General features: G+C 74.0%; 24 protein-coding genes and 2 riboswitches. Of the genes, 7 read left to right on the top strand and 17 right to left on the bottom strand.

All coding sequences use genetic code 11. The annotated features are described in order from the left end of the window. Window positions 1-30 precede the first annotated feature (30 nt). Genes ACFYSC_RS16030 through ACFYSC_RS16020 form a run of 3 tightly spaced genes read right to left on the bottom strand, consistent with a single transcriptional unit; the run spans window position 31 to window position 3,232 of the window. Window positions 31-1,521: a precorrin-2 C(20)-methyltransferase gene (locus ACFYSC_RS16030; protein WP_389961629.1), complete on the bottom strand. Its 1,491-nt coding sequence runs from the start codon at window positions 1,519-1,521 to the stop codon at window positions 31-33. 5 nt (window positions 1,522-1,526) lie between these two features. Continuing rightward, the gene (locus ACFYSC_RS16025; protein ID WP_389961627.1) at window positions 1,527-2,147 is read right to left on the bottom strand and encodes a precorrin-8X methylmutase; all 621 of its coding nucleotides are present in this window, start codon (window positions 2,145-2,147) and stop codon (window positions 1,527-1,529) included. After that, a complete protein-coding gene (locus ACFYSC_RS16020) occupies window positions 2,144-3,232 on the bottom strand; it encodes a precorrin-3B synthase (protein ID WP_389961625.1) in 1,089 nt (362 codons plus the stop codon). Before ACFYSC_RS16020 ends, ACFYSC_RS16025 begins: the two co-directional genes overlap by 4 nt. A gap of 168 nt (window positions 3,233-3,400) precedes the next feature. Then, a riboswitch (cobalamin riboswitch) is annotated at window positions 3,401-3,520 on the top strand. A 53-nt stretch (window positions 3,521-3,573) separates the two neighbouring features. On the opposite strand from ACFYSC_RS16020, the gene cobN reads away from it, so the two are divergent. Continuing rightward, the gene (cobN, locus tag ACFYSC_RS16015; protein WP_389961623.1) at window positions 3,574-7,275 is read left to right on the top strand and encodes a cobaltochelatase subunit CobN; all 3,702 of its coding nucleotides are present in this window, start codon (window positions 3,574-3,576) and stop codon (window positions 7,273-7,275) included. Here cobN and ACFYSC_RS16010 read toward each other — a convergent pair. The 9 genes from ACFYSC_RS16010 to ACFYSC_RS15970 form a co-directional block, all read right to left on the bottom strand. Continuing rightward, window positions 7,230-8,651: a cobyrinate a,c-diamide synthase gene (locus ACFYSC_RS16010; RefSeq protein ID WP_389961621.1), complete on the bottom strand. Its 1,422-nt coding sequence runs from the start codon at window positions 8,649-8,651 to the stop codon at window positions 7,230-7,232. The genes cobN and ACFYSC_RS16010 overlap by 46 nt on opposite strands. Further along, complete coding sequence (gene cobO / locus ACFYSC_RS16005; protein WP_389961619.1) at window positions 8,645-9,241, bottom strand: cob(I)yrinic acid a,c-diamide adenosyltransferase; 597 nt, start codon at window positions 9,239-9,241, stop codon at window positions 8,645-8,647. Before cobO ends, ACFYSC_RS16010 begins: the two co-directional genes overlap by 7 nt. A gap of 1 nt (window position 9,242) precedes the next feature. Beyond that, window positions 9,243-11,339, bottom strand: a complete 2,097-nt coding sequence (locus ACFYSC_RS16000) for a magnesium chelatase subunit D family protein (protein ID WP_389961618.1) — start codon at window positions 11,337-11,339, stop codon at window positions 9,243-9,245. Next, window positions 11,336-11,938 carry a histidine phosphatase family protein gene (locus ACFYSC_RS15995; protein ID WP_389961616.1) on the bottom strand — a complete coding sequence of 201 codons (603 nt, stop codon included), beginning with the start codon at window positions 11,936-11,938 and terminating at the stop codon, window positions 11,336-11,338. Before ACFYSC_RS15995 ends, ACFYSC_RS16000 begins: the two co-directional genes overlap by 4 nt. A 5-nt stretch (window positions 11,939-11,943) precedes the next feature. Beyond that, a complete protein-coding gene (locus ACFYSC_RS15990) occupies window positions 11,944-12,732 on the bottom strand; it encodes a CbtA family protein (protein WP_389961614.1) in 789 nt (262 codons plus the stop codon). Between the two features lie 8 nt (window positions 12,733-12,740). Continuing rightward, the gene (locus tag ACFYSC_RS15985) at window positions 12,741-12,932 is read right to left on the bottom strand and encodes a CbtB-domain containing protein (protein WP_362940179.1); all 192 of its coding nucleotides are present in this window, start codon (window positions 12,930-12,932) and stop codon (window positions 12,741-12,743) included. Between the two features lie 2 nt (window positions 12,933-12,934). Beyond that, a riboswitch (adenosylcobalamin (AdoCbl) riboswitch) is annotated at window positions 12,935-13,082 on the bottom strand. A gap of 36 nt (window positions 13,083-13,118) precedes the next feature. Further along, a complete protein-coding gene (locus ACFYSC_RS15980; protein ID WP_389961611.1) occupies window positions 13,119-14,063 on the bottom strand; it encodes a ribose-phosphate diphosphokinase in 945 nt (314 codons plus the stop codon). Between the two features lie 41 nt (window positions 14,064-14,104). Continuing rightward, window positions 14,105-15,118: a transglycosylase SLT domain-containing protein gene (locus ACFYSC_RS15975; RefSeq protein WP_389961609.1), complete on the bottom strand. Its 1,014-nt coding sequence runs from the start codon at window positions 15,116-15,118 to the stop codon at window positions 14,105-14,107. A 219-nt stretch (window positions 15,119-15,337) separates the two neighbouring features. Further along, window positions 15,338-16,390: an ABC transporter substrate-binding protein gene (locus ACFYSC_RS15970; RefSeq protein ID WP_389961607.1), complete on the bottom strand. Its 1,053-nt coding sequence runs from the start codon at window positions 16,388-16,390 to the stop codon at window positions 15,338-15,340. Window positions 16,391-16,644: 254 nt separating this feature from the next. On the opposite strand from ACFYSC_RS15970, the gene ACFYSC_RS15965 reads away from it, so the two are divergent. The 3 genes from ACFYSC_RS15965 to ACFYSC_RS15955 all read left to right on the top strand — a co-directional run bounded on the left by ACFYSC_RS15965 (window position 16,645) and on the right by ACFYSC_RS15955 (window position 19,737). Further along, window positions 16,645-17,682, top strand: a complete 1,038-nt coding sequence (locus ACFYSC_RS15965; protein ID WP_389961605.1) for a FecCD family ABC transporter permease — start codon at window positions 16,645-16,647, stop codon at window positions 17,680-17,682. A 182-nt stretch (window positions 17,683-17,864) separates the two neighbouring features. Beyond that, window positions 17,865-18,857, top strand: coding sequence for a FecCD family ABC transporter permease (locus tag ACFYSC_RS15960; protein WP_389961603.1), 993 nt, complete (start codon window positions 17,865-17,867; stop codon window positions 18,855-18,857). A 139-nt stretch (window positions 18,858-18,996) separates the two neighbouring features. Beyond that, window positions 18,997-19,737 (top strand): hypothetical protein, encoded by a 741-nt coding sequence (locus ACFYSC_RS15955; RefSeq protein ID WP_389961601.1) that lies wholly within the window; start codon window positions 18,997-18,999, stop codon window positions 19,735-19,737. Window positions 19,738-19,903: 166 nt separating this feature from the next. On the opposite strand, the gene ACFYSC_RS15950 is transcribed toward ACFYSC_RS15955, so the two are convergent. Beyond that, window positions 19,904-20,086 carry a hypothetical protein gene (locus ACFYSC_RS15950; RefSeq protein WP_389961599.1) on the bottom strand — a complete coding sequence of 61 codons (183 nt, stop codon included), beginning with the start codon at window positions 20,084-20,086 and terminating at the stop codon, window positions 19,904-19,906. Window positions 20,087-20,099: 13 nt separating this feature from the next. Beyond that, the gene (locus ACFYSC_RS15945) at window positions 20,100-20,279 is read right to left on the bottom strand and encodes a hypothetical protein (RefSeq protein ID WP_389961597.1); all 180 of its coding nucleotides are present in this window, start codon (window positions 20,277-20,279) and stop codon (window positions 20,100-20,102) included. A gap of 107 nt (window positions 20,280-20,386) precedes the next feature. Here ACFYSC_RS15945 and ACFYSC_RS15940 point away from each other — a divergent pair, with 107 nt between their 5' ends. Then, on the top strand, window positions 20,387-21,151 hold the full coding sequence (locus ACFYSC_RS15940; protein ID WP_389961595.1) for a GntR family transcriptional regulator: 765 nt from the start codon (window positions 20,387-20,389) through the stop codon (window positions 21,149-21,151). Window positions 21,152-21,231: 80 nt separating this feature from the next. On the opposite strand, the gene ACFYSC_RS15935 is transcribed toward ACFYSC_RS15940, so the two are convergent. After that, window positions 21,232-22,119, bottom strand: a complete 888-nt coding sequence (locus tag ACFYSC_RS15935) for an SDR family oxidoreductase (protein WP_389961594.1) — start codon at window positions 22,117-22,119, stop codon at window positions 21,232-21,234. 134 nt (window positions 22,120-22,253) lie between these two features. Between ACFYSC_RS15935 and ACFYSC_RS15930 the strand changes: the two genes are divergently transcribed. Then, complete coding sequence (locus ACFYSC_RS15930; protein ID WP_389961592.1) at window positions 22,254-22,880, top strand: TetR/AcrR family transcriptional regulator; 627 nt, start codon at window positions 22,254-22,256, stop codon at window positions 22,878-22,880. A 121-nt stretch (window positions 22,881-23,001) separates the two neighbouring features. Here the strand turns inward: ACFYSC_RS15930 and ACFYSC_RS15925 are convergent, their stop codons facing one another. Both ACFYSC_RS15925 and ACFYSC_RS15920 read right to left on the bottom strand, forming a co-directional pair. After that, window positions 23,002-24,231 carry a serine hydrolase domain-containing protein gene (locus tag ACFYSC_RS15925; RefSeq protein WP_389961590.1) on the bottom strand — a complete coding sequence of 410 codons (1,230 nt, stop codon included), beginning with the start codon at window positions 24,229-24,231 and terminating at the stop codon, window positions 23,002-23,004. Between the two features lie 94 nt (window positions 24,232-24,325). Continuing rightward, window positions 24,326-24,988, bottom strand: a complete 663-nt coding sequence (locus ACFYSC_RS15920; RefSeq protein WP_389961588.1) for a DUF4097 family beta strand repeat-containing protein — start codon at window positions 24,986-24,988, stop codon at window positions 24,326-24,328. Between the two features lie 249 nt (window positions 24,989-25,237). Between ACFYSC_RS15920 and ACFYSC_RS15915 the strand changes: the two genes are divergently transcribed. Continuing rightward, a complete protein-coding gene (locus tag ACFYSC_RS15915) occupies window positions 25,238-26,017 on the top strand; it encodes a helix-turn-helix domain-containing protein (RefSeq protein WP_389961586.1) in 780 nt (259 codons plus the stop codon). The last annotated feature ends 15 nt before the right edge of the window (window positions 26,018-26,032 follow it).

Here is a 26,032-nt window from a genome sequence, read left to right as displayed (position 1 = left end):
GCGACGCGGCGGGGTGTCCGCCGGCCGGGCTCAGGGATAGCGGCGCGGCGTGTAGACCGCGCCCGTCCCGGTGACGCGGGTGGTGGAGGAGCCGACGATGAGCAGGCAGCGCATGTCCACCGCGGCCGGGTCCAGCTCGCCGAGCGAGGTGACGGTGACGCTCTCGTCGGGGCCGCCGACGGCGCGGCCGATCACCACCGGGGTACCCGGATCACGGTGCTCCAGCAGCAGGTCACGGGCGGCGGACAACTGCCACGTACGGCTGCGCGAGGCCGGGTTGTAGATCGCCAGCACCAGGTCGGCCCGCGCGGCGGCGGACAGGCGCTCGGCGACCACCTCCCACGGCTTGAGGATGTCGGACAGCGAGATCACGCAGTGGTCGTGCCCGAGCGGCGCGCCCGCCCTGGCCGCGACCGCCTGGGCGGCCGTCAGCCCCGGCACCACCCGCACCGGCACGTCCGGGAAGCCGGCCGCGGCCTCCAGGACCGCGCTGGCCATGGCGAACACCCCCGGGTCGCCCGAGGAGACCACCGCGACGCGGCGTCCCTCACCGGCCAGTTCCAGGGCGTGCCGGGCCCGTTCCGCCTCCACCCGGTTGTCGGTTCGGTGCCGCCGCTGGCGCGGGTTCGGCTCGACCCGGTCCACGTAGGGCCCGTATCCGACCAGGTCGGTGGCGGTCGCCAGCGCGTCCTGGGCCTCCGGCGTGAGCCAGGGCCGCCCGGCCGGGCCGAGCCCGACCACGACGACCTCCCCGGCCGCGGTGCCCGGGACCGGGTCCGGCACGGGTCGCGGCACGAAGGCGCGCTCCGCCGGGCTGCTCAGCAGCGCCAGGGAGAAGTACGGCACCCCCTCGGGGTCCACGTCTTCGAGCGGCGCGACCCGCTCGCCGCCCATCGTGGCCCGCTCGACGTACCAGGCGTCGTCGAGCCGTCCGGCCTCGGCGAAGGCGTCGCGCACCTTGGCGAAGGAGCGTCCCAGCTTCATGACGGCCGCCGAGTCCGTGCCGCGCAGCCGTTCGGCCAGCTCCTCGCCCGGCAGCGTGCCGGGCAGCACGGTCAGCACCTCGTCGCGCTCCACGAGCGGGCGGCCGAGCACCGCCGACGCGGCGCTGACCGAGGTGACGCCCGGCACCACCTCGGTCGGGTAGCGGTGCGCCAGCCGTTTGTGCATGTGCATGTAGGAGCCGTAGAAGAGCGGGTCACCCTCGCTCAGCACCACCACGGTCCGCCCCGCGTCGAGGTGCGCGGCGAGCCGGGCCGCGCACTCGGCGTAGAAGTCGTCGAGCGCTCCCTGGTAGCCGCCCGGATGGCCGGTGGTCTCCGTGGTCAGCGGGTACTGCAGCGCCTCCTCGATCTGCCCCTCCCGCAGGTACGGCCGGGCGATGGACCGGGCGATGCTGCGCCCGTGCCGCGCGGCGTGGTAGGCGACCACGTCCGCCTCGCCGATCAGCCGGGCTGTCTTGACGGTGACCAGTTCGGGGTCGCCGGGCCCGAGGCCGACGCCGTACAGGCGTCCCGACATGTGACTCACTCCGTTTCGCTCGCGATGGCGTTGACCGCCGCCGCCGTCATCGCACTGCCGCCGCGGCGGCCGTGCACCACCAGGTGTTCGAGGTCGCTGTCGGCCAGCGCCCGCTTGGACTCGGCCGCGCCGACGAAGCCGACCGGGATCCCCAGGACCGCCGCCGGGCGTCCCGCCCCCTCGGCGACCAGCTCCAGCAGGCGGAACAGCGCCGTGGGCGCGTTGCCGATCGCGACCACGGAGCCCTCCAGCCGGTCCCGCCACAGCTCCAGGGCGGCGGCGCTGCGCGTGGTGCCCAGGCGTTCGGCCAGCTCCGGGACGCGCGGGTCGCCGAGCGTGCAGACGACCTCGTTGCCCGCGGGGAGACGACGGCGCGTCACGCCGGAGGCGACCATCATGGCGTCGCAGAGCACGGGCGCGCCCGCGCGCAGCGCCCGCTCGGCCCGGACGACCGCCCCGGGCGACCAGTCCAGGTCGCGCACCAGGTCGGTCATGCCGCAGGCGTGGATCATCCGTACCGCCACCCGGGCGACCTCGGGTGGCAGGCCGTCCAGGTCGCTCTCGGCGCGGATCGTGGCGAACGACAGCCGGTAGATCTCGGCGCCGTCGCGTATGTAGTCGGTCACTGATGCCTTTCCTCGTATCCGTCGGCGGTGGCGACCATCCGCACGACCCGGCCGGGCGGCAGCCCGCACTGCCGCTCGCAGCCCGCCCAGTGCACGGGCAGCTCCGTGTGACGCCGGGGCACCCAGCGCGCGGCGTCGGCCCGCACGTCGGCCAGGGCCTTGGCGCATCCGGGCCGTCCCGCGCAGGCGGTCACGCCCGTCCAGGGGGAGTCCGGGTCGGTGATGAGCCCGGCCGCCTCCAGCGCGCCGCCGACGCCAGGGCGGTCCGCGACGAAGACGGTACGGCGGGGCGACAGCCGTACCTCGGAGTCGGGGGGTACGGTGACCCGCCCGGCGGGGCCGGGGTGCGCGACGGGCCGCCCCGGCGTCGGCGGCTCCGGAGGCCGCTCGGCGGGACCGGCGGGACCGGCGGGCGTCGAGGCCCGCTCGGCGAGGCCGGCGAGCGCCAGGGCCTGTTCCGGAGTGAGGCGGCCCAGCGGCACCAGTGCCTCCACCAGTCCGGCGGGCCGCTCCGGATGGAGGGGCGGCCGGTACGCGCCCGCCGTCCCGTTCAGCTCGGCGGCGATCCTCGCCGGGCCGTCCACCAGCTCGGAGACGCGCCACTCGTCGGTACGCAGCCGCAGGAAGGCCGCCGCCGCCTCCAGCAGGCCGTGGACCGTGCCCGGCACGCCGTCCACCTCGTACCCGGCCAGCAGCAGCCGGCCGTCGACGGAGGCCGCGTCGGCGGGCAGCCCGGTGCCGCCCAGCGCGAAAAGGAACCGGCCGGGCAGTCCGGCCAGTTCCGGCCGGGCGCACAGGGACCGGTCCAGCTCGGCCACGAGCGCGCCGTCCACCGACGGCGCGGCGACGATGTTGCGCACCCGCTCGTGCGTGTCCGACGGCCGCAGCCCGGCCTCCGCGATCCGCGCGGCGAAGGCGGCGGGGTCGCGCAGGCCCCGTACCTGCACGTTGGCGCGCGAGGTCAGCTCGATCACCCCGGAGCCGAGGTCGCGGGCGCAGCGGGCCAGCTCCCGCAGCTGTGACGCGGTGAGGATGCCGCCCGGCGTGCGCACCCGGGCCAGCGGGCCGTCGGCGGCCTGGTGCACCTGGACCGTCCCCGGGCAGGCGTCGGGACGTGCTCGCCCACCGGGACTCGCCCGTCCGTCAGGGCGTGGCGGTCCGTCAGGGCGGGTCCGTCCGGGGCGGCCGTCCGGGGGGAAGTCGTGGATGGTCATGGCGGATCTCCCGTCATAGGCTTGCCGGAGGCGAAGGTCAGGAGGAAGCCGGTGTGAGTCCGGCGCGGTCCCGCCACTGTCACCGGGGAGCGAACCCCACCGCAGGCCACCGTCACAGGGAAGGCCGGGGTGAGCGTCGATCCGGGAGCCAGGAGACTCCGGCCGTCGCGACACCCGCGACCGGGGCGAGGACCCCGAGGGAGGACATCCCCGTGCCCACAGTCCTTTTGCTGTCGACGTCCGACACCGACCTGCTGAGCGCGAGGGCCAGCGGTGCCGGCTACCGGCTCGGCAACCCCGCCAGGCTCCTGACCGACGACGTCCCCGGCCTCGTGGAGGGCGCCGACCTGGTCGTGGTGCGCCTGCTGGGCGGGCGCCGCGCCTGGGAGGAGGGCCTCGACGCGCTGCTGGCCGGGCCCCGGCCGGTCGTCGTCCTGGGCGGCGAGCAGGCCCCCGACGCCGAACTGATGGAGCTGTCCACCGTCAGCGGCGGCGTCTGCGCGCAGGCGCACTCCTACCTGGCCCACGGAGGCCCCGCCAACCTGGCCGAGCTGCACGCCTTCCTGACCGACACCGTGCTGCTGACCGGCCGGGGCTTCGAACCGCCCCTGCCGGCCCCGGCCTGGGGTCCGCTGGAGCGCGAGGCGGCGGACACGACCGGTCCGGTGATCGGGGTGCTCTACTACCGGGCCCACCACATGGCGGGCAACACCGCCTTCGTCGAGTCCCTGTGCCGGGCCGTCGAGGCCGCGGGCGGCCGGGCGCTCCCGGTCTTCTGCTCCTCGCTCCGCACGGCGGAGCCCGGCCTGCTCGAAACGCTGCGCCGGGCCGACGCGCTGGTCGTCACCGTGCTGGCGGCGGGCGGCTCCAACCCGGCGGCGGCCGGCGCGGGCGGCGACGACGGGGCCTGGGACGTCGGCGCGCTCGCCCGGCTCGACGTCCCGATCCTGCAGGGTCTCTGCCTGACGAGCAGCCGGAAGGCGTGGGAGGAGAACGACGACGGCCTCTCCCCGCTGGACGCGGCCTCGCAGGTGGCGATCCCGGAGTTCGACGGTCGGATCATCACCGTGCCGTTCTCCTTCAAGGAGATCGACCCCGACGGCCTGACCGTCTACGTCGCCGACCCCGAGCGGGCCGCCCGGGTGGCCGGCATCGCCGTACGGCACGGCCTGCTGCGCCGTACCCCGCCCGCCGAGCGTCGCCTGGTGGTGATGCTGTCGGCCTACCCGACCAAGCACTCGCGCGTCGGCAACGCCGTCGGCCTCGACACCCCCGCCAGCACCGTGCGCCTGCTCGCCCGCCTCGCCGAGGCGGGCTACGACCTGGGCGAGGGGTTCCCGGGGGTGGCCGAACAGGACGGCGACGCGCTGATCCACGCCCTGATCGCCGCCGGGGGCCAGGACCCCGACTGGCTGAGCGAGGAGCAGCTCGCGGGCAACCCGATCCGCATCGCCGCCGCCGACTACGCGGAGTGGTACGCCACCCTTCCCGGGGACCTGCGTGAGGGGATGGAGCGCCACTGGGGGCCGCCCCCCGGTGAGCTGTTCGTGCACGAGGGCGACATCGTGCTGGCGGCGCTGCGCTCCGGGAACGTGGTCGTGATGGTGCAGCCGCCGCGCGGCTTCGGTGAGAACCCGATCGCGATCTACCACGACCCCGACCTGCCGCCGAGCCACCACTACCTGGCGGCCTACCGCTGGCTGTCGTCGTCCTTCGGCGCGCACGCCATGGTGCACGTGGGCAAGCACGGCAACCTGGAATGGCTGCCGGGCAAGTCCGCGGGCATGTCCGCCTCCTGCGGCACCGACGCCGCGCTCGGCGACCTGCCGCTCGTCTACCCGTTCCTGGTCAACGACCCGGGCGAGGGCACCCAGGCCAAGCGGCGGGCGCACGCCGTCCTGGTCGACCACCTGGTGCCGCCCATGGCCAGGGCCGAGACCTACGGCGACATCGCCCGGCTGGAGCAGCTGCTCGACGAGCACGCCTCCATCGCCGCCATGGACCCGGCCAAGCTCCCCGCCGTCAGGGCGCAGATCTGGACGCTGATCCAGGCGGCCAGGCTCGACCACGACCTGGGCCTGACCGACCGGCCGCACGACGCCGAGTTCGACGACTTCCTGCTGCACGTCGACGGCTGGCTCTGCGAGGTCAAGGACGCGCAGATCCGCGACGGCCTCCACGTGCTCGGCCAGGCCCCGGAGGGCCCGGCGCGGGTGGACCTGGTACTGGCGATGCTGCGCGCCCGGCAGATGTGGGCGGGCGCGCGGACGCTGCCCGGCCTGCGTGAGGCGCTCGGGCTGGCCGAGGACGGCAGCGCCGCGCTGGGTGAGGTGGACCGCGTCGAGGCGGTGGCCAGGACGCTCGTCGAGACGATGGAGGAGCGCGGCTGGGACCCGGCCGCCGCCGCCGAGGTGGCCGGCACCGTACTCGCGCCCACCGGCTCCACCGAAGCCAGAGCCGAAACCGAAGCCGGAACCGCGGACGTCGAAAGCGCGGACGTCGGAACCTCGGGAGTCGGCACCGCGAACGTCGGAACCTCGGACGTCGGAGCCGGGGACCGCGTCCCGCTCGTCACCCGCGTCCTGGAGTTCGCGGCCACCGAGGTCGTGCCCCGGCTGAGCCGTACGACGGACGAGATCGGCCATGTGCTGCACGCCCTCGACGGCGGTTACGTGCCCGCCGGACCCAGCGGTTCGCCGCTGCGCGGCCTGGTCAACGTGCTGCCGACCGGGCGCAACTTCTACTCCGTCGATCCGCGCGCGGTGCCCAGCAGGCTCGCCTGGGAGACCGGGCAGGCCATGGCCGACTCTCTGCTCGAGCGCTACCGCGCCGACCACGGCGAGTGGCCGCGCTCGGTGGGCCTGTCGGTGTGGGGCACCAGCGCCATGCGCACGGCGGGCGACGACGTGGCCGAGGTCCTCGCCCTGCTCGGCGTACGGCCCCGGTGGGACGAGGCGTCCAGGCGCGTCACCGGTCTGGAACCGGTTCCGCTGGAGGAGCTGGGCCGTCCCCGGATCGACGTGACGGTGCGCATCAGCGGCTTCTTCCGCGACGCCTTCCCGCACGTGGTCGTCCTGATCGACGACGCCGTGCGGCTCGTCGCCGGGCTGGAGGAGGACGACGAGGACAACCACGTGCGCGCCCACGTACGCGCCGAGGGCCACGGCGACGAGCGCCGCGCCACGCTGCGCGTCTTCGGCTCGGCGCCGGGGGCGTACGGCGCCGGGCTGCTGCCGCTGATCGACAGCCGCAACTGGCGCGACGACGCCGACCTGGCCGAGGTCTACGCCGTGTGGGGCGGCTACGCCTACGGCCGCGACCTGGACGGCGTGCCCGCGCGTCCCGCCATGGAGAGCGCCTACCGCCGCATCGCGGTCGCCGCCAAGAACATCGACACCCGCGAGCACGACATCGCCGACTCCGACGACTACTTCCAGTACCACGGCGGCATGATCGCCACTGTGCGGGCGCTGACCGGCAGGGCTCCGGCAGCCTACGTGGGCGACAGCACCAGGCCCGAGGCCGTCCGCACCCGGACCCTCTCGGAGGAGACGTCGCGGATCTTCCGCGCCCGCGTGGTCAACCCCCGGTGGCTGGCCGCGATGCGGCGCCACGGCTACAAGGGGGCCTTCGAGCTGGCCGCGACCGTGGACTACCTGTTCGGCTACGACGCCACCACCGGGGTCATGGCCGACTGGATGTACGACAAACTCGCCGAGACCTACGTGCTCGACCCGGAGAACCAGGCGTTCATGGCGCGGTCCAACCCCTGGGCGCTGCACGGCGTCGCCGAGCGCCTGCTGGAGGCCGCCGAGCGGGGCATGTGGGAGCATCCGGACCCGGACATCCTGCGTGGTCTCCAAGAGGTCTACCTCAAAACCGAGGGCGACCTGGAGGACGACACCAGCCGCTGAGCCGCCTCCGGCGCGCCCGCCCAGTGCAGGTGCAGGTGCAGGTAGGAGGCGGTCAGGAGGGCGTCGCCGTAGCCGTCGGCGCCGCCCTCCCAGCGGAACAGCGGCTCGCCGGGCGGGTCCACGGCGGTCCGGTGGAACTCGTGGCCGCGGTAGCGCTCGCCCGGACGCGTCAGCAGGGACGGCCCGGCCACGGCCTCCCGGTAGCCGAGGGTCAGCCTGGGCGTCATCCGCGCACCGGCCGGGACGCGCCCGCACATGCGCCTGCCGTCGAGCTCCTCGCACAGGTAGAGCAGCCCGGCGCACTCGGCGGCGATCGGCCCGCCGAAGGCCGCGACCTCGCGGCGCAGCGCCTCGTTGGCCGCGAGCTCGGACGCGTAGACCTCGGGGAAGCCGCCGCCGATGACGAGGGCTCCGGTCCCCTCGGGCAGGCGCTCGTCGCGCAGCGGGTCGAACACGGCCACCTCCGCCCCGGCCGCGCGCAGCAACTCCACGTGCTCGGTGTAACCGAAGGTGAAGGCGGCCCCACCGGCGACGGCGACGACCGGCCCGGACCGCGGGCCCCGCGCGGCGGCCGGTCCCGCGCCCCATCCGGCCGCCCGGGTCGTGGCCGCCGGGGCCGTGGTCACGGAGCCCGCCGCTTCCGGGGCGCCGGCCGGTTCCGGCGGCGTCCAGACGGGGCCGGGCAGCGGGGGCGCGCTCGCGGCCAGCCGTACCAGCGCGTCCAGGTCGCAGGAACCGGCGACGAGCCCGCCCAGCCGGGCGACCGCGGCGGCCGCCTCCCCCGCGCGTTCGGCCGCGGGGACGAGCCCGAGGTGGCGGGACGGCGTCTCGACGGCGTCGTCGCGCCGGAGCGCGCCCAGTACGGGCGCCACGCCGGCCAGTGCCGCCCGGCACATCTCCTCGTGCCGGGCGGAGCCGACCCGGTTGAGGATCACACCGCCCACCCGCACCCGCGGGTCGAAGCCGGCGAAGCCGTGCACGAGCGCCGCGACGGACCGGCTCTGCCCCGCCGCGTCCACGACCAGGACCACCGGCGCGTCCAGGAGCCGGGCGACGTGCGCCGTCGAGGCGAAGTCCGTGCCGCCCCGGCCGTCGAACAGCCCCATGACCCCCTCGACGACGGCCAGGTCGGCGCCGCGGGCGCCGTGCCGGAACAGCGGCGCGATCCGCTCCTCGCCCACCAGCCACGGATCGAGGTTGCGTCCCGGGCGCCCGCTGGCCAGGGCGTGGTAGCCGGGATCGATGTAGTCGGGGCCCACCTTGTGGGGCGAGACCCGCAGGCCCCGGCTCCGCAGCGCGGCCATCAGGCCGGTGGCCACCGTCGTCTTGCCGCCGCCCGAGGCGGGCGCGGCGACGACCAGCCGGGGCACTACCACTCGATGCCCTTCTGCCCCTTCTGCCCGGCGTCCATGGGATGGCGGACCTTGCCCATCTCGGTCACCAGGTCGGCGGCCTCGACCAGCCGTTGCGGGGCGTCCCTACCGGTGATCACGACGTGCTGCGCGCCCGGCCTGCCGGTGAGCGTCTCCACCACGTCGTCGAGGTCCAGCCAGCCCCATTTGAGCGGGTAGGTGAACTCGTCCAGCACGTAGAAGCGGTAGGTCTCGGCCGCCAGGTCGCGTTTGATCTGCGCCCAGCCCTCGCGGGCGTCATCGGAGTGGTCGGCGCCCGGCCGCTGGATCCACGACCAGCCCTCGCCCATCTTGTGCCAGGCCACCGTGCCGCCCTCGCCGCTGTCACCCAGGACCCGCAGCGCGCGTTCCTCGCCCACCCGCCACCTGGCGGACTTCACGAACTGGAACACCCCGACCGGCCAGCCCTGGTTCCAGGCGCGCAGCGCCATCCCGAAGGCCGCGGTGGACTTGCCCTTGCCCGGCCCGGTGTGGACCATCAGCAGCGGCCGGTTGCGCCGCTGCCTCGTGGTCAGGCCGTCGTCCGGCACGACGTCCGGTTTTCCCTGGGGCATCTCACACCGCCTTCCGGTGGTCGCGGACCACCGATCCGAGGTCCTCCAGCGGTACGGCGGGCGCGCCCAGCAGGGCCGCCAGCCGCCGCGCCAGTCCGAGCCTGACCGGACCGCTCTCGCAGTCGACGACCACGCTCGCCACGCCCCGCAGCGACCCGGCGGCGCGCTCCACGTCCCCTCCCGCGGTCGCCCGCCCGTCGGTGACCAGGACCAGCAGCGGACGGCGCGCGGGATCGCGCACGCCCTCCAGGCGCAGCACCTCCGCGGCCTTCGCCAGCCCCGCGGCCAGCGGGGTGCGGCCCCCGGTCGGAAGCGTCCGCAGCCGGGCCGCGCCCGTCTCCACGGACGACGTCGGCGGCAGGTCCAGCCGGGCCGAGCCGCCCCGGAAGGTGACCAGGCCGACCTTGTCCCGGCGCTGGTAGGCGTCCAGCAGCAGGCTCAGCACGGCGGTCTTCACCGCGGTCATGCGTTTCCTCGCGGCCATCGAGCCGCTGGCGTCGACCACGAACAGGACGAGGTTGCCCTCCTTGCCCTCGCGGACCTTCTCCCGCAGGTCGCCCGCGCGCAGCACCAGCCCGGCCGACCGCCGTCCCCGCCGTGCCTGGTGCGGGGCCGCGGCCAGGAGGGTCGCGGGCACGTGCAGGTCACGGGCCCTGCCCTCCGGCAGGCGGGAGCCGGTGCTCCGGCCCCGCCCGGTGCGGGCCCGCGAGCGGCGTCCGGCGGCGCCTTCGCCCACACCGGGTACGGCCAGCAGGCGCACCCGGTACGGCGCGGCGGCGCCGGCCGTTTCCAGGGAAGGGCGTCCGGGACCCGGGACGACCGGTTCCGAGCCGGGTCCGGCCTGTGCCGGACCCTGAGAGGCCCGTCCCGGATCCGTCGCGGACGGGTCCGGTCCCGGTGCGGCCGGTTCAGGACCCCGATCAGCCGGTTCCGGCCCCCGGCCGGCGGACTCCCCCCGGCCTTCCGGGTCACCCGGGCCGGGTTCGGGGCGCCTTCCCGGTTCCTCCGGGCCGCCGCGCGGACCGGTTTCCGGAGGCGTTCCCCCCGGCGGTCCGGGGGGCGGCTCGTCGTCGTCCCCGGAGGTCCGTTCCAGCACCTCCTCCAGCCTGTCCTCATCCAGTCCCGGCGCGTCGAACGGGTCGCGCCGCCGCCGGTGCGGCAGGGCCAGCCGCGCCGCGGCCCGGACGTCCTCCACCTCCACGGCAGTCCGGCCGTGCCAGGCCGCGTGCGCGATCGCGGCGTGGGCGGCGACCAGATCGGCGCGCAGGCCGTCCACCTCGAACTCCGCGCAGACGGCCGTGATCTGCCGCAGCCGGGCGTCGGGCAGGCGGACCGAGGCGAGCAGTTCGCGCGCCGCGGCGATCCGCCCCGCCAGCTCCGCCTCCCGCCCGGCCCACCGCTCGGCGAATCCGGTGGGCGAGGACTCGAAGGCCAGCCTCCGGCGGACCACCTCGGCCCGCTCGTCCGGATCGCGCGACGCCCTCACCTCGACGGTCAGCCCGAACCGGTCGAGCAGCTGCGGCCGCAGCTCGCCCTCCTCCGGGTTCATGGTGCCGACCAGCAGGAAGCGGGCCGCGTGCCGTACCGACACCGACTCACGCTCGACGTAGCAGGTCCCCAGGGCGGCCGCGTCGAGCAGCAGGTCGACCAGGTGGTCGTGGAGCAGGTTGACCTCGTCGACGTAGAGCACCCCGCGGTGCGCGGCCGCCAGCAGACCCGGCTCGAACGCCTTCACCCCTTCGGTGAGCGCCCGTTCGAGGTCCAGCGAGCCGACCAGCCGGTCCTCCGAGGCGCCGACCGGCAGTTCCACGAGCGACGCCGCCCGCCGTACCCGCTCCGTGTCCGGAGCGTCCGGAGCGTGCGGGCCGTCGGGGCAGCCGGGGTCGGGCGCGGCCGGGTCGCAGGCGAAGCGGCAGCCGCGGACGACGTCGACGGCCGGAAGCTGGGCCGCCAGGGCCCGCACGATCGTCGACTTGGCGGTGCCCTTCTCTCCGCGCACCAGCACCCCGCCCACCCGTGGGGAGACGGCGTTGAGGATCAGCGCCAGCTTGAGGTCGTCGAGGCCGACCACGGCGCTGAAGGGATAGGTGACGGTCAAGTGACGACCTTCCGGTTGACGTGGGCGACGCGCCAGCCGCCGCGTACGGGGACGAGTTCGGTGGTCGAGAGCGGCGCCACGTCGAACCGCGCGGTCGCCGCCGGGCCGAGGCCGAGCGCGTGGCCCAGCGCCGCCCTGATGACCCCGACGTCGCAGATGACGACGGCGTCGGCCGCGGCGGCGTCGAGCCACCGGGCCACCCGGGCGGCGAGACGGGCCAGGCTCTCCCCGCCGTGCGGGGCCGCCTCCGGGTCGCCGAGCCACGCGGCGAGACCGCCCGGCTCCGCCTCGGCGACCCGCGCGTACGGCAGGCCGCGCCAACGACCGGCGTCCGCCTCGGCGAGCTCCGGCGCGTCGAGCGCCTCGCACCCGAGGGCGGCGGCGGTCTGCCGCGCGGCCGTGACCGGCGCGACCCAGGTCACGGCCGCGGTCCACGCGGGGGCCGGGCTCCCCGCCTTCCGCGGTCCCACGGCCTTCCGCAGGCTCGCGGCCTTCCGCAGGCTCGCGGCCTTCCGCAGGCTCGCCGCGTCGGCGGGCTCGTCCGTCGGGAAGCACGCCGAACGCGTGCCGGGCGTGCCGGCCTGCCGGAGGAACAGCATCCCGTTCAGCCGCTCGACGCGGCCGGCGAGAGCGCGGACCGCCCCGCCACCCGGTCACTGACCCAGCCGAACAGCACACCGAAGGCCGTCCAGAAGACGAGTTGCGTGCCCAGCGAGACCAGCCGGAAGTCCCACAGCAGCGAGGCGGGGAACCCGCCGGGAACCTCGTCGACCGCCGGCAGCAGCAGCCACGCCGCGACGACGGGCACCAGGAACGCGACGCCGGCCGCAACCCGGCGCTGCCATGGTCCGGCGGTGACCCTTCTGGCGGTGGCCACCGCCACGGCCACGGCCGCCAGCCCGACGATGATCATCACCACGTACAGGGCCGTCCGGCTGTTGATCGTCTCGGGGTCGCCCACCGCCGGTGGGTTGGCCGGATATTTCAGGAAAGGCACGAGAATGACCGCGACGAACGCCGTCGCCGCCGCGGCGAGCGCCAGCGCGCCGTCACCGCGGGGCCCGAACCGGCCGCGCAGGCCGGCGAACACGAGGGCGAACACCCCGCCCGCGGCCAGGCCGTACAGCCCGGTCGCGAGGAAGAGCCCGGCCTTCTGCACGGGCCGGCTGACGACGGCCCCCTCACCGTGGTCGTGTCCCGCCGCCCCGGCGTGGTCGTGACCGGCCTCCCCGGCGGACGCGGGCCCGGTTCCGGGTCCGGCCGCCGCCTCGGCCTCCTCCAGGGCGATGGCGGCGTCCACACGCGGTTCTCCGAGGACGAAGGCGAACGCGCCCGCGACGAATCCGGCCAGGAGCCCTACGAGCAGGCCCCTGACCAACAGGGTGCGGATCATTTCCGCCCCTAGTGACAGGGCACGCCGAGCAGGTGCCGCCCGTCGTGCATGAGTTCGTGAAGGAACGTGCCGGTCTGCGAGATCGCGCCGTTGTCCATCAGAACTAGGTAGGCGATCAGCAGCAGCACCGGTACGGCCAGCAACAGCCAGGGGCGCAGGCGCGGCAGGGGTATCGCGGAAGGAGCGGAGATATCGCTCATCAGTGCCTCCTCAGGGATGACGCGTCCCGGTCAGTGAGGTCACGATCGCCCGAGCGACCTGGCTCCCGGGATCTCAGTCCCGGATACAGTGGCGCGTCCGCACCGGCATCTCACCGGATTTCCCTCGGACAACCGTGAAATCTACCGGAACGTATATCTTTCCCCCGATAACGTCAACAGCCGCGATCAGGAGGCGTCGAACAGGGCGCTGACCGACTCGCCGTCGTGGATGCGGCGCATGGCCTCGGCGAACGCCGGGGCGACCGACAGGACGCGCAGCTTGGACCCGGGCGCGGCCTCGGGGACCGGCACGGTGTCGGTGCAGACGATCTCCTCGACCTCGGGCCGGCCGCCGATGCGGTCCACGGCCCCGGCGGTGAAGAGACCGTGCGTGCAGGCCACCCGCACCGAGCCGGCCCCGAGGTCGCGGAGCCGGTCGAGCAGTTCGAGCACGGTCGTCCCCCGCGCGATCTCGTCGTCCACGACGATGACGTCCCGGCCCGCGACGTCGCCGATCACCGAGCCGATGACGACGCGGTCGTCGCTGAGCCGCTGCTTGGCGCCCATCGCGACGCCGACGCCCAGGAGCCGGGCGAAGGCCGCGGCCTGCTTGGCGTAGCCGAGGTCGGGGGAGACGGCGACGGTGTTCGACAGGTCGTACCGGCGGAAGTACGCCGCCAGCTCGCGCAGGGCGTGCAGGTGGTCCACCGGGACGCTGAAGAAACCGTGCACCTGCGGGGAGTGCAGCGCCATCGTGAGCACCCGGTCCGCCCCCGCGGTCACCAGCAGGTCGGCGACCAGGCGTCCCCCGATGGAGATGCGCGGGGCGTCCTTCTTGTCCGACCGGGCGTAGGCGTAGTGCGGCATCACCACGGTCGTCCGGGCCGCCGAGGCACCCCGGGCGGCGTCCAGCATCAGGAGCAGCTCGACGAGGTTCTCCTGGACCGGCGGGACGAGGGGCTGGATGATGAAGACGTCCCGCTCCCTGCAGTTGGCCTGCAGCTGCGCCTCCAGGCAGTCGTTGGCGAAGCGGGTGACCCGGACCGGGTGCAGCGGCGTCCCGAGGTGGGAGCAGATGCCGGCGGCCAGCCGGGGGTGGGCGCCGCCGCCGAACACGGTGATGTCTCGCACTGACCCGCTCCTCGTCCGCTTCCAGACCCGGCGGCGCCGGATCAGGGGCCGCTGATGCGGCGCTCGCCCTTCGTGGTGATGACGAACACCTGCCAGTTGTAGTACGCGTAGTAGTTGCGCGGGTCCCGCTTCATCTGACGGGCGTGCAGCAGGATGGCGTCGACGTACGCCGTGGAGTGGTTGTAGGCGTACAGCGCCCGCCGGTAGTCGCGGGGCGCGCCCGAGGCGTGGAGGTAGTTGGCGGCGGCCATGACGGCGTCCCCGGGGTCGTGGATGTCGCCGCCCATGCCGTACGCCTTCCACGTGCCCGGCATGAACTGCATCGGGCCCTTCGCCCCCACGTAGCTCGGCGAGCGCACCCGGCCGAACTTCGTCTCGGCGAACATCACCGACGCCAGGACCTCCCACTCGACGCCGAACCGCCGCTCGGCCTTCTTGAAGTGGCCGAGGAGGGCGGAGGCGGCCGGCGGCTCCTCGATGCGGAACTTCGAGGCGTCCTTGACCGGGTGGGCCAGCGCCAGCAGCCCGCGGATGGCGGTCGTGTTGTCGCGGGCCTCGGCGGCGAGCCGGGCCGGCAGCCGGGCGAAGGCGCGGGAGGCCACGCCGGGGTTGCGGGCGGTGAAGCGGTAGATCCGCTGCTGGTACAGCGCCTCCAGCACGACCGCCCGCGGCGGGCGGCCCTTCGCGGTCCCGCCACCGGTCCCGCCGGTCCCTCCGCCGGTCCAGCCGTCGACGGCGTCGTGGAGCCGCCGCGTGGTGGTCTCCAGCGCCCTGGCGAGCTTCGCCGGGTCCCGGGGGATCGGCTCGCCGGGGGCGGGCAGGTCCGCCTCGTCCGGCGACGCGGCCCGTCCACCTGCTTCCCCGCCCTCCCCTCCGGACGGCGAGGACCGCGGGGCCGGCGAGGTGCGCTCCGCGGCGGACGCCGGGGCGGACGGGGCCACCGCGGCCGTGCCCGCGGGGTCCGTGCCGCAGGCGGCGAGCGCGGCGACGGCGAGCAGCGCGGCCCAGGGTGCGAGGCGCGCCCGGCGCCGGCCGATCTCCGTACCGCTGTCCATGACGGACAAACTACCGTCATCGGGTCGATGGATCACGGAAACCCGGCGGACGGCCCGGCGCGCCGCAGGCCGGGCGTCCCGGACCGCGTACGGCGGGCGTCCGGGACCGCGTACGGCGGGCGTCCCGGGTGCCCGCGGGCGCGCCGGACCGCCCCGGCCGGACGCCGTGGCCGTACGGCCGGGCTTCCCGGTGCTCCGCCGTACAGATGTCCGCGCGGGTCAGCGGACCTTCTCGGCCTCGCCCACCGACTTGGCCAGGTTCTCCAGCAGGGGAGCGGCGCCCGCGTACGAGAAGCGGGGCACGGTGTCCCAGGAGGCCACCTGACCCGCCTTCACCGCGGGCAGCCGGGTCCACGCGGGCTTGGAGGCGAGGTCCGGAGGCTGCAGGGCGGTGGAGCGGTTGTCGAGGAGGATCAGGTCCGCGTCGTACTTGTCGGCGTTCTCCCAGCTCAGACTCTCGTAGTAGCCGCCGGTGTCGGTCTTCTCCGGGCGGACGACGTCCACCCCGAGTTCGGCGAAGTACATCAGGTCGGTGTTGACCTCGGGGTTGGAGACGTACATCAGGTCGGGGCTTCCGGAGACGGCCATGACCTTGATCCCGGAGTTCCCCGCCGCCGCGCGGCGCAGCGACTCGGCGGCGGCCTCGAAGCGGGCCTTGGCGGCGATGACCTCCGGTGCGCCGAGGTCGGCGCCGAGCGACGCGGCGAGTTCGGCGTACCGCTCGATCGGCTCGGGGAGGGGGACCCGCGCGACCGTTATGGCGACGCTGGGCGCGAGCTTCAGGATCTTGTCCTTGCTCTCGTCCGGGACGTACCAGAGGGCGCCGGGGTCGTACATGTGCGTGACCAGCAGGCCGGGCCGCAGCGCGGCGTACTTCTCGATGTCGAACTCGCCCCAGGCGTTGCCGAGGATCTCCAGCCCGCCCACGTCCAGGGAGCCGGCCTGCGGGTCGGGCGTGCCGTCCTTGCGGACGGTCTCGCCGAAGACACCGACGATCTTCTGGGAGAGGCCGAAGTCGGCGAGGGCCGCCGCCGTACCGGTGAAGGCGACGACGCGTGAGGGGGCCGCGGCGGCGGTGACCGCCTGCTTCCGGTCGTCGGTGAAGGACCACGATCCGCCCGCGGCACCGTCTCCGGTTCCGGAGGGCGCGGCGGACGAGGGCTTCCCGTCGTTCCCGCCGCAGGCGCCGAGCAGGACGCCCAGGGCGGCTGCGCCGCCCGCGGTGAGGAGCCCGCGGCGGGACATTCGGGGGACGACCCCGGGATTGGGCATGATCCGGCCTTCTCTCGTGAGTTCGGTTAGGCTAACCTAAAGGAGATTTTGGTTAGGTTAACCTAACCTGACCGGAGGGGACACCGCACCGGCCCCCGAGGAACGCCGCACCCGCCCTGCCCACCGTCCCCGCCGCCACTGCCGCCACTGCCGCCCTCGTCGCACCGGAGCCCGCCCTGCCTGTCACCGAACCCGCCGAGGTCCCGCCGGCCGCGTCCACCGGGCCGGCCGGGTCCGCCGCGACGGACCGGCGGGTGGCCCGGAGGCGCGCGCCCGGAACCGGGAAGGGAGCCCGGAACGGGACCGGGAACGCGGCGCGGGCCGCCGGTCTGGCAGGCGCCGCCCTCGTGCTGCTCGCCGTACTGGTGCTCAGCGTCGGGTTCGGCGCGAGGCAGCTCTCCCCGTCCGAGGTGTGGCAGGGGCTCGTGGCCGGAGACTCGGCGGCGTCCACCGTGGTGCACGGGATGCGCCTGCCGCGCACCCTGCTCGGCCTGCTCGCCGGAGCCGCCCTGGGTACGGCCGGCGGCCTGATGCAGGCGCTGACCCGCAACCCGCTCGCCGACCCCGGACTGCTGGGGGTGAACGCCGGCGCCTCGGCCGCGGTGGCCACGGCAGCCGGTTTCCTCGGGGTCGCCACGTTCGACGGTTACGTGTGGTTCGCGCTGGCCGGAGCCGCGGCCGTCGCGCTGCTCATCCACACGGTCGGCGGCGGGCGCGGGGCGACCCCGGCCCGGCTGGCGCTGGCCGGCGCCGCCCTCAACGCCACGCTCTACTCCTACGTGAGCGCGGTGATGCTGCTGGACAGCGGCTCGCTGGAGCGGATGCGCATGTGGACGGTCGGCTCGCTGGCCGGCGCGCAACCCGTGACCGTCGCCAAGGTGCTGCCGTTCATCGGCGCGGGCCTGCTGCTCGCCCTGGCCCTGGCCCGTCCGCTCGGCACCCTCTCGCTCGGCGACGACACCGCCCGCGCGCTGGGCGTCCGCCCCGCGCGGATCCGCACGGTCTCGATCGTGGCGGTCACGCTGCTGTGCGGGGCCGCCACCGCGGCCTGCGGGCCGATCGTCTTCGTGGGACTCATGGTCCCCCACCTGGTACGGGCGGTGACCGGCCCGGATCTGCGCTGGCTGCTGCCGTACTGCGCGGTGCTCGCGCCGGTGCTGCTGCTCGGCGCGGACGTCCTCGGCCGGGTGGTGGCCCGGCCCGGCGAGCTGCAGGCCGGCATCGTGACCGCGGTGCTGGGCGGCCCGTTCTTCCTGTACCTCATCCGCCGGACCAGGACGGCGCAGCTGTGATCTCCGCCCGTTCCGCGCGCGGCGGCTCCGCGAACGACCCGCGACCGGCCGGGGACGCCTCCGCAACGGCCCCGGACGTCCCCGCGGCGGCCCCGCGAACGACTCGTGGCGGCTCCGCCATCGGCTCGCTCCCGGTCCGGAGCGGTTCGGCGGCCGTCCTGCGGTTCCCGGGGGACCGCTCGGTGGCCTTCCGGCCGCGGGCCCTGGTCGCGGGCGTCTGCTGGGCGCTGCTGGCGCTCGCCGCCGCCGCGCTCACCCTCGGCGGCGGTGACGACCCGATGACCCCGTCCGACGTCCTGCGGATCCTCACCGGAGGCGGCACGCCCGCCGAGGACTTCATCGTCAACGAGCTCCGGCTGCCCCGCCTGGTGACCGCCCTGCTCGTCGGCGCCTCCCTGGCCCTGGCCGGAGCCCTCCTCCAGTCGCTCGTGCGCAACCCGCTCGGCAGCCCCGACCTGCTCGGCCTCACCCAGGGCGCCAGTGCGGGGGCGCTGCTCGCGGTCGTCGCGGGCGGCGGCAGCGTGGCGCTCGCGGCCGGGGCGGCCGCCGGGGGCGTCGCCACCGGGGCCGTGCTGCTCGCCCTGACCTGGCGCAACGGCGTGCACGGGCACCGCCTCGTACTGGCCGGCATCGGCGCCGCCGCCATCCTCACCGGCGTCAACGGCTACCTGATGACCCGGGCCCAGCTCATGGAGGCGGCGCGCGCCCTGCTGTGGATCACCGGCAGCCTGGACGGCCGGGGCTGGAGGGACGCCCTGCCGCTGCTCGTCGCCATGGCCGTGCTGGTCCCGGTGGCGCTCGGCTGCGCGCGGGCTCTGGCGGTCGCCGAGATGGGCGACGACGTGGCGCTCGGCCTCGGCGTACGGCTCGGCGCGCTGCGCCTGACCCTGTCGGCGGCGGCCGTGCTGCTCGCCTCCTTCGCGGCGGCCGCCGCCGGACCGGTGGCCTTCGTGGCGCTCACCGCGCCCCAGCTCGCCAGGCGGACCACCCGTACGGCGGGCCCAGGCCCGCTCGCCTCGATGTTCGCGGGCGCGGCCCTGCTGCTCTGCGCGGACTGGGCCGCGCAACGGCTGTTCGCCGATCGTCAGCTCCCGGTCGGCGTTCTGACCGGCCTGCTCGGCGGCGGATACCTCGTCTGGCTGCTCACCGCCAGGCGGAGAGCAGGCCGTATATGACCATTTTTCAGCTTTTAAGACGGAATGATGGATATCCCACGGGGGAGGACCGATGCCGCTGACCGCTCCGCCGGAGCCCCGGACGTCGCACGAGGGGAGTACGGTTCCGCCTGCCGCCCTGCCGCCTCGTGAGGGAGAGATGTCACCGCTTGAGGGAGGCATGATCCCGCTGCCCGCCCTGTCGGAGCACCTCCGCGAACTGGCCGGCGAGCGGGGAGGCGTCCTGGGGGTGCCGCCCGGTCTGGTGGCCGACGACTCCCCGGGATGGATCCCCGTCCCCGAGCTGACGCGGGAGCCGTACGGGCCGCTGCTCGCCCTGGTGGACGAGACGGCGGAGCGGTGGAGCGCGCCGCGGCACGTCGCCGCGGCCCTGCTGTGGAAGACCTACACCTACTGGCACACCCTGCCGATGGTGCTGGGCTGGGCGCTGGAACGCCGCGTGCCGCTGATGCGCCTCGCCGACACGCTGGTCAGGCCGTCGGACGCCGGGGTGACGATCGCGGCGGCCACGGGGAGCGCGGTGACCGTCGCGGTGCTCCCCGGCGACCCGCTGGCCGGCGCCCCCGGGACGGTCGTCGTCCCCGGCCTCGCCTCCGCCCTACGGGACGCGCTCCTCGACGGCCAGCACCCCCTGATCCGCGCCCTCTGCACGCAGACCAGGCTCGGTGAGCGCACCCTGTGGGGCTCGACGGCCGAAGCCATCGCCCACCCGCTGCTGCCGCTCGTCCCCCGGGACGACGTGACCCGGCTGCTCGCCGAGATGGGCCCGCCCGTGGACGGCCTGCTCGTCCCGGACGGCGACGGCTACCGCCGCCGCACCTGCTGCCTGTGGGTCACCCTCCCGGACGCCGACCCCTGCTCCACCTGCTGCGTCCGATAGCCCCCGGATGCCGCGCCCGGCCGGACGTCCGATGTGGCCCGCCCCGAGGGGACGCGGGGCGGGCCGGCCCGGTCACGCCTGGGGGTACCGGCGTGCCGGGAGCCTGTGATGGGCCCTTACCCCGCTCACAGCGCCGGGGGTCTGGAGCAGTGGTGACAGGCTGAGGTCAGAGGGTGTCGACGACCGGCGACTCCTGATGAGGCGTCGGCTCGTGCTTGCCGGTGGTCTCCGGCTCGACACAGGGCACACGGTCGGTGTCGAGGTCCCAGCGGCCGACCCGCCGCAGGTGGACAGGACCGTTCGGCCCGACCCTGCGCTCCGGCTCGCAACCGCGGTGGCGGCACTCCAAGGGGGCTGAGCCTTCATGGCTTCTCCGCCTGTTCGTGCAGGGCGATGGCGAGCTTCCCGGGATCGTCGCCATCCAGGATGTGGTCGTCGATCAGGATGACGGCCGACTCGGGCGCGTCGACGAGGTGCCGCTGTCCGTCCTGCCACCCATGGGACGAGCAGGCACGACGGACCGGAGCATGAGGGACGGGCATTTGAAATCCAAACTCAGTCTTGTATACCTGAACAACATGTTCGTATACGGAATTTCCTGATCGTGTACGCTCCCGTCAAGCCAGATACGAAGATTTGGAGGGGGAGCGTGACCGGTCGGACACACGCCTACCTCCGCGTAGCCGATGACCTGCGAGATCGCATCCGCTCAGGACAGTTCAAACCGGGCGAGAAGCTACCATCGCAGCGGCTTCTCGCCGAGGAGCAGGGTGTCTCAGAGATCCTCATCCGCCGCGCGCTCGACATCCTCCGCAACGAAGGTCTCATCGAATCCCGGCAGGGATCGGGCAGCCGTGTCCGCATCCGCCCACCGGTCCGCCGGCTCTCCATGGATCGCTATCTCGCCGACGCCACGGGATCGATGGCCAACCCGCAGACGTCGTTCACGCACGACGCGGGCATCACCTGGTCGCAGTACCGCCTCGACAAGGCGTTCGCGTGGATCGAAGCGGATGAGCGACTCGCCGGTCTGTTCGGCGTCGCGACCGGAACCCGCGTGCTGGAGCGCAGATTCGTGTTCTACGCCGGTGACGAGCCGTCGCAGCTGTCACGCTCCTGCCTGCTGGCGTCCGACGTCGAGGGGACGCCGCTGGCGGACCCGCGCAACGAGCCCTGGCCCGGAGGCAACACCGGGCAACTGCGCAGCCTCGGCATCGAGGTGACCCGGATCAAGGAGACGACCGCGGTTCGCATGCCGGCGCCGGAGGAGGCGGAGCGACTGCGGATCGGTTCCGGCGTACCCGTGTTCTCCATCACCCGGCATACCTACTCGGGCGAGCGCGTCGTCGAGGTCGCCGACCCCATCGTCGTCCCCGGTGACCGCGCTGTACGGGTGGACGTCATGGACCTGTAGCCCCGGATACGCGAGGAGGCCCGCCCCGGGACGGGGCGGGCCTCCTCGCGTATCATCCGCTGACGGTGATCTCCTTCGGATCAGGAGACGTCGTGCGGCTGCTCCGCCGGGCCGGGTCCGCCGGGGGCCGGCACGGCGTGTTCGGCGGCGCGGCTGACCCGTTCCCAGGCGGCCCAGGTCTCCATCCGCCGGCGGGAGATGTCGAAGGCCAGGTCGTAGACCATGCTGCCGAGTAGCAGCCGCAGCGGCGGGTCTTCGCTGCCGACCAGTTCGAGCAGCGCCTCGGCCGCCAGACGCGGCTCGCTGTCGATCGAGCCCTCGGCCCACTGCTTCTCCAGTTCGGCGCGGAGCGGGCCGTACTCCTCCAGCGGTGACGTCGTCGTCATGCTGGTGTAGAGGTCGGTCCAGTAGCCGCCGGGCTGGACGATGCTGAGCTTGACGCCGAAGGACGCGGCCTCCATGGCCAGCGCCTCGCTCATGCCCTCCAATGCGAACTTGCTGGCGCTGTACATGCCGGTGCTCGGGAAGCCGCCCAGGGCGGCGATGCTGGAGACCTGCACGATGTGGCCGGATCCCTGCTCGCGCAGGTGCGGCAGGACGGCCTGGCAGACCCACATCGCCCCGAAGAAGTTGACCTCGAGCTGGGCGCGCGCCTCGGCCTCGGTGAACTCCTCGACCATGCCCGAGGACATGGTTCCCGCGTTGTTCACCACGATGTCGAGCCGGCCGAAGTGCTCGACGGCGGTGTTCACGGCGGCGAAGACCGCGGCGCGGTCGGTCACGTCCAGGGGAAGGGCGAGCAGCCGGTCTCCGTACCGGTCGCCGAAGTCCTGCCGGGTGACGGTGCGGGCGGCGGCGACCACTCGATCGCCGCTCTCCAGCGCGGCGAGAGCGAACGCGCGGCCCAGGCCGCGGCTGGCTCCCGTGATGAACCAGGTGCGGGGGGAGGCGGTGGCCGGGGTACGCATACGGGGGCTCCCATCGATTGTGTTCACATTATCCAAGACGAGACGGTCCGTCTCGGACAATGTGAACAGTAATGGTCTTCGGCGACTGCGTCAAGACGGACCGTCTCGTCTAGCTCTTTGTTAGATTTGACGCCATGACGCCAGCGCACAAGCCCCTCTCCAGCACGGCCCGCCGGAGCGAGGGATCCCGGCGGGCCATCCTCACTGCGGCGTTCGATCTGGTGCAGGAGGTGGGATACACCAAGCTGAGCATCGAGGGCATCGCGGCCCGTGCCGGTGTCGGCAAGCAGACGATCTACCGCTGGTGGCCCTCCAAGGGGGCGGTCCTCTTCGACGCCTTTCTCATGCTCAGCGAGCGGCCGGACGACGGAGAGGCGGCCCTGCCGGACACCGGTGATCTGGAGGTGGACCTGAAGGCGGTACTGCGCGCCACGGTCGGAGAACTCAACGACCCGCGGTACGACGAGCCGATGCGCGCCCTGAACACGGAGATCACGCATGACCCGGCGCTCGCCGCCCTCTACGCGGAGCGGCTGGACGGCCCGATGCGAGAGCTGAAGAAACAACGGCTGCGCAGCGCTCAGCGAGCCGGCCAGCTGGCCGACGACCTCGACCTCGACGTGGCCGTGGACATGCTGTGGGGACCGCTGCTCAACCGATGGCTCCAGCGCGGTGGAGCACTCACCACCGAATACGCCGACAGCGTCGTCGAGACCGCTCTCAACGGTCTGCGACCGCGCCAGGGCACGGCCTCTCCCTGACCCGCTCCCCCGACGTCCGGGAAACGCGGACGGGCGCCTCCCCGCGCGAGCCCGGCCGGTCCCGTCGAAGGTCCGGGATCAACCGTGCACCGCGGGCAAGGCGCCCGTTCCATCATCGCCGTCAGTCGTCGAGGGCCTGGTAGAGCGTGGTCCAGAAGTCGTTCATCAGGTGTGCCGGGTTCGGGACGGTGTAGCCGAGCTGGCAGAGCAGGACGCCGACGAGGTCGTTGGCCGGGTCGGCGTAGGCCGAGGTGCCGCTGCCGCCGTCCCAGCCGAACTGGCCGACGGGCGCGTAGTCGCCGCGGTAGGTGCGCACCGCCATCCCGAGGCCCCAGCCGCCCTGCTGCCCCTGGCCGAAGGAGATGTGCACGTTGCCGGTGGCCAGGGCAGTGCGGGCGGCGTTCTGCTCGGGCGTGAGACGGTTGGTCGTCATCAGCTCCACGGCGGGGCGGGACAGGATCCGCCGGCCTTCGTGGACCCCGCCGTTGAGCAGCATCCGGAAGTAGGCGTGGTAGTCGTCGGCGGTGGAGACCAGGCCGCCACCGCCGCCCTGGAATGCCGGGGGCCTGCTCCAGCGGCCGTCCCGGGGCTCGTCCCAGACGAGGAACTCACCGGTGGCCGGGTCGGGGGCGTAGAGCGGCGGCAGCCGGTCGATCCGGTCGGCGGGCACGTGGAAGCCGGTGTCGTTCATGCCCAGGGGCTCGAAGACGCGCTCGTGCAGGAACTCCTCGAACGACCGGCCGCTGACCCGGGAGACGAGCACGCCGGCCAGGTCGCTGGCGATCTGGTACTGCCACTGCTCGCCGGGATGGTACGCCAGCGGCAGCGCGCCCAGGCGGCGCATCCACTCGTCCTGCTCCGGCACCTCGACCGGCAGGTTGGGGGTGAGCCCCTGCTCGAAGACCGCGTTCATGATCGGCTTGCCCAGCGCGGTGAAGTCCAGGCCGAGACCGAAGGTGGAGGTCAGAACGTCCCGGACGGTGATCGGGCGGCGGGCCGGCACGGTGTCGTCCAGCTCGGCGTCCGGCCGGGTCAGCACCCGGCGGTCGGCCAGCTCGGGCAGCCACGGGTCCACCACGTCGTCCAGCCGCAGCCGGCACTCGTCCAGCAGCACCATCGCCGCGGCGATCGAGACCGGTTTGGAGGTGGAGGCCATCCGGAAGACCGTGTCCCGGCCCATCGGCGCGCCGCCGTCGTGGCGCATCGTCCCGATCGCCTCGACGTGCGTCTCCTCACCCCGGCTGAACAGGGCGACGAGCCCGGGGATCCTCCCCGACTCGACGTGCCGCTCCAGCACCTCGCGCAGCCTGCGCAGCCCCGTCGCCGAGAATCCGCCGTCGACCTGACTCATCGTGAATCTCCTCAAGTGTGGTTTTCGATCTCGCGTGCCCCGTCCCTGTGCGCCGGGACGGGGTGAGCAGAGTGTGCCGCGGGCCGGCCGTGGGTCAGAGGCTGCGGGCGGTGATGTCACCGCTGGTGGTGGTGGCGTGGACGTCGAGGCCGGCGGTGCCGTCGTTCTTGAAACCGTTGACGATGCGGCCGTGGGAGGTGCCGGCGTCCAGGGTGGCGGAGACGCCGGCGGCGGCACCGATCGAGATGTCGCCGGACTGGGTGCGGAGCACGACCTTGCCGCTGACGGCCTCGGCGACGGTGATGTCGCCCCTCTCGGTGGCGATCTCCGCGGGGCCGCCCAGCCGGCCGATCTCGACGTCGCCGTCGGTCGCGGTGAGACGGAGGCTCGCGGTCTCGTCCAGCTTGATCCGGTGGTACGCGCCGTCGAAGACGACGTCGCCGAGGCGGCCGACGGTCCGGAGTTCGGCGGCGGCCGTCTTGGCCTCGACGCGGGAGCCGGCGGGCAGCTTGACCGTCACCTCGACGGCTCCGGTCGGGCCGAAGTGCCGGTTCTTCGCGGGAGTCTCGATCCGCAGGACGCCGTCGGCGTATCCGACGGTGGTCTGCTCGGCCGCGGTGACGTCACGGTCCTTGGCGGGGTTGGCGGGCAGGACCTCGACCGTGGTGCCGGTCCGGTCGGCGGCGATGAGCCGGACGCGTCCGGCGGGGATGTCGAGGACGGCGGTGATCGGGGCGGGGGTGTCGAACGTGTGCATCGTGGCTCTCCGTCGTGCTTGCGGCTCGGTGTTTCGAACAATGGAAAAGCTACGTTGCTTTCTATATTCATGCAACAAAATCTTTGCTTTGAAACAGTGTTTCAGCAGGTAAACGCAGATTAATCGTTGCAGTCGCCTCTCGCTTAACGCAACTGCGGAGTCGTTGTCCGTTGCAACGAATTGAAAGTGAACGCTATGGTGGAGGCGTCAGGGAGCACCGGGCGCCCACGGGGCACGAAGGAGATCACGATGCCGGGAGGCAGGCTCACCCAGCAGGACCGCCAGCAGATCGCACTGGGACTGGCCGACGGCCTGGCCTACGCCGAGATCGCCCGCCGTCTCGACCGCCCCACCTCCACGATCACCCGTGAGGTGATGCGCAACGGCGGCCCCACCGGCTATCGCGCCGACCTGGCCCACCGCACCGCCCAGCAGCGCACCCGCCGGCGCGGGCAGTCCTCGCCCGGAGGGGCGCAGGCGTCCCCGCAGCCCCACGGGCGCGACGCCGAGGCCGTGCGCGACTACCAGGAGACCCTCACCACCGTCCTCATGGCCTCGGGTCTGCCCAAGATGATGGCCCGGGTGATGGGCTGCCTCTACACCACCGACGCCGGCAGTCTCACCGCCTCCGAACTCGCCCGGCGTCTCCAGGTCAGCCCCGCCTCCGTCTCCAAGGCGATCGCCTTCCTGGAGGGCCAGGACCTCGTCCGCCGGGAGCGCGACGAACGCCGCCGTGAGCGCTACGTCGTCGACGACGAACTCTGGTACCAGTCCATGATCGCCAGCGCCCGGGCCAACGACCGGTTCATCGAGACCGCCCGGCAGGGCGTCGCCGTCCTCGGCCCCGGCACCCCGGCCGCCGTCCGCCTGGAGAACTCGGCCCGCTTCCTCGACTTCGTCAGCGAAGGGCTCATCCGCGCCGCCGAGCAGGGCCGCGAGGTCCTCCACTCCAGAGCCGCGACCCCGGACGGCACCGCCGGACCGGGGCCGGACCACGGGCGGCCGCCCGTCCCGACGGCCACGGCGTGACACGGGCCGGGAGGG

This window comes from Streptosporangium sp. NPDC004379 (genome assembly GCF_042873875.1).
Classification (GTDB): domain Bacteria; phylum Actinomycetota; class Actinomycetes; order Streptosporangiales; family Streptosporangiaceae; genus Streptosporangium.
Note: the sequence above shows the minus strand (reverse complement) of the source record. Positions and strands in the feature narration are given on the sequence as shown.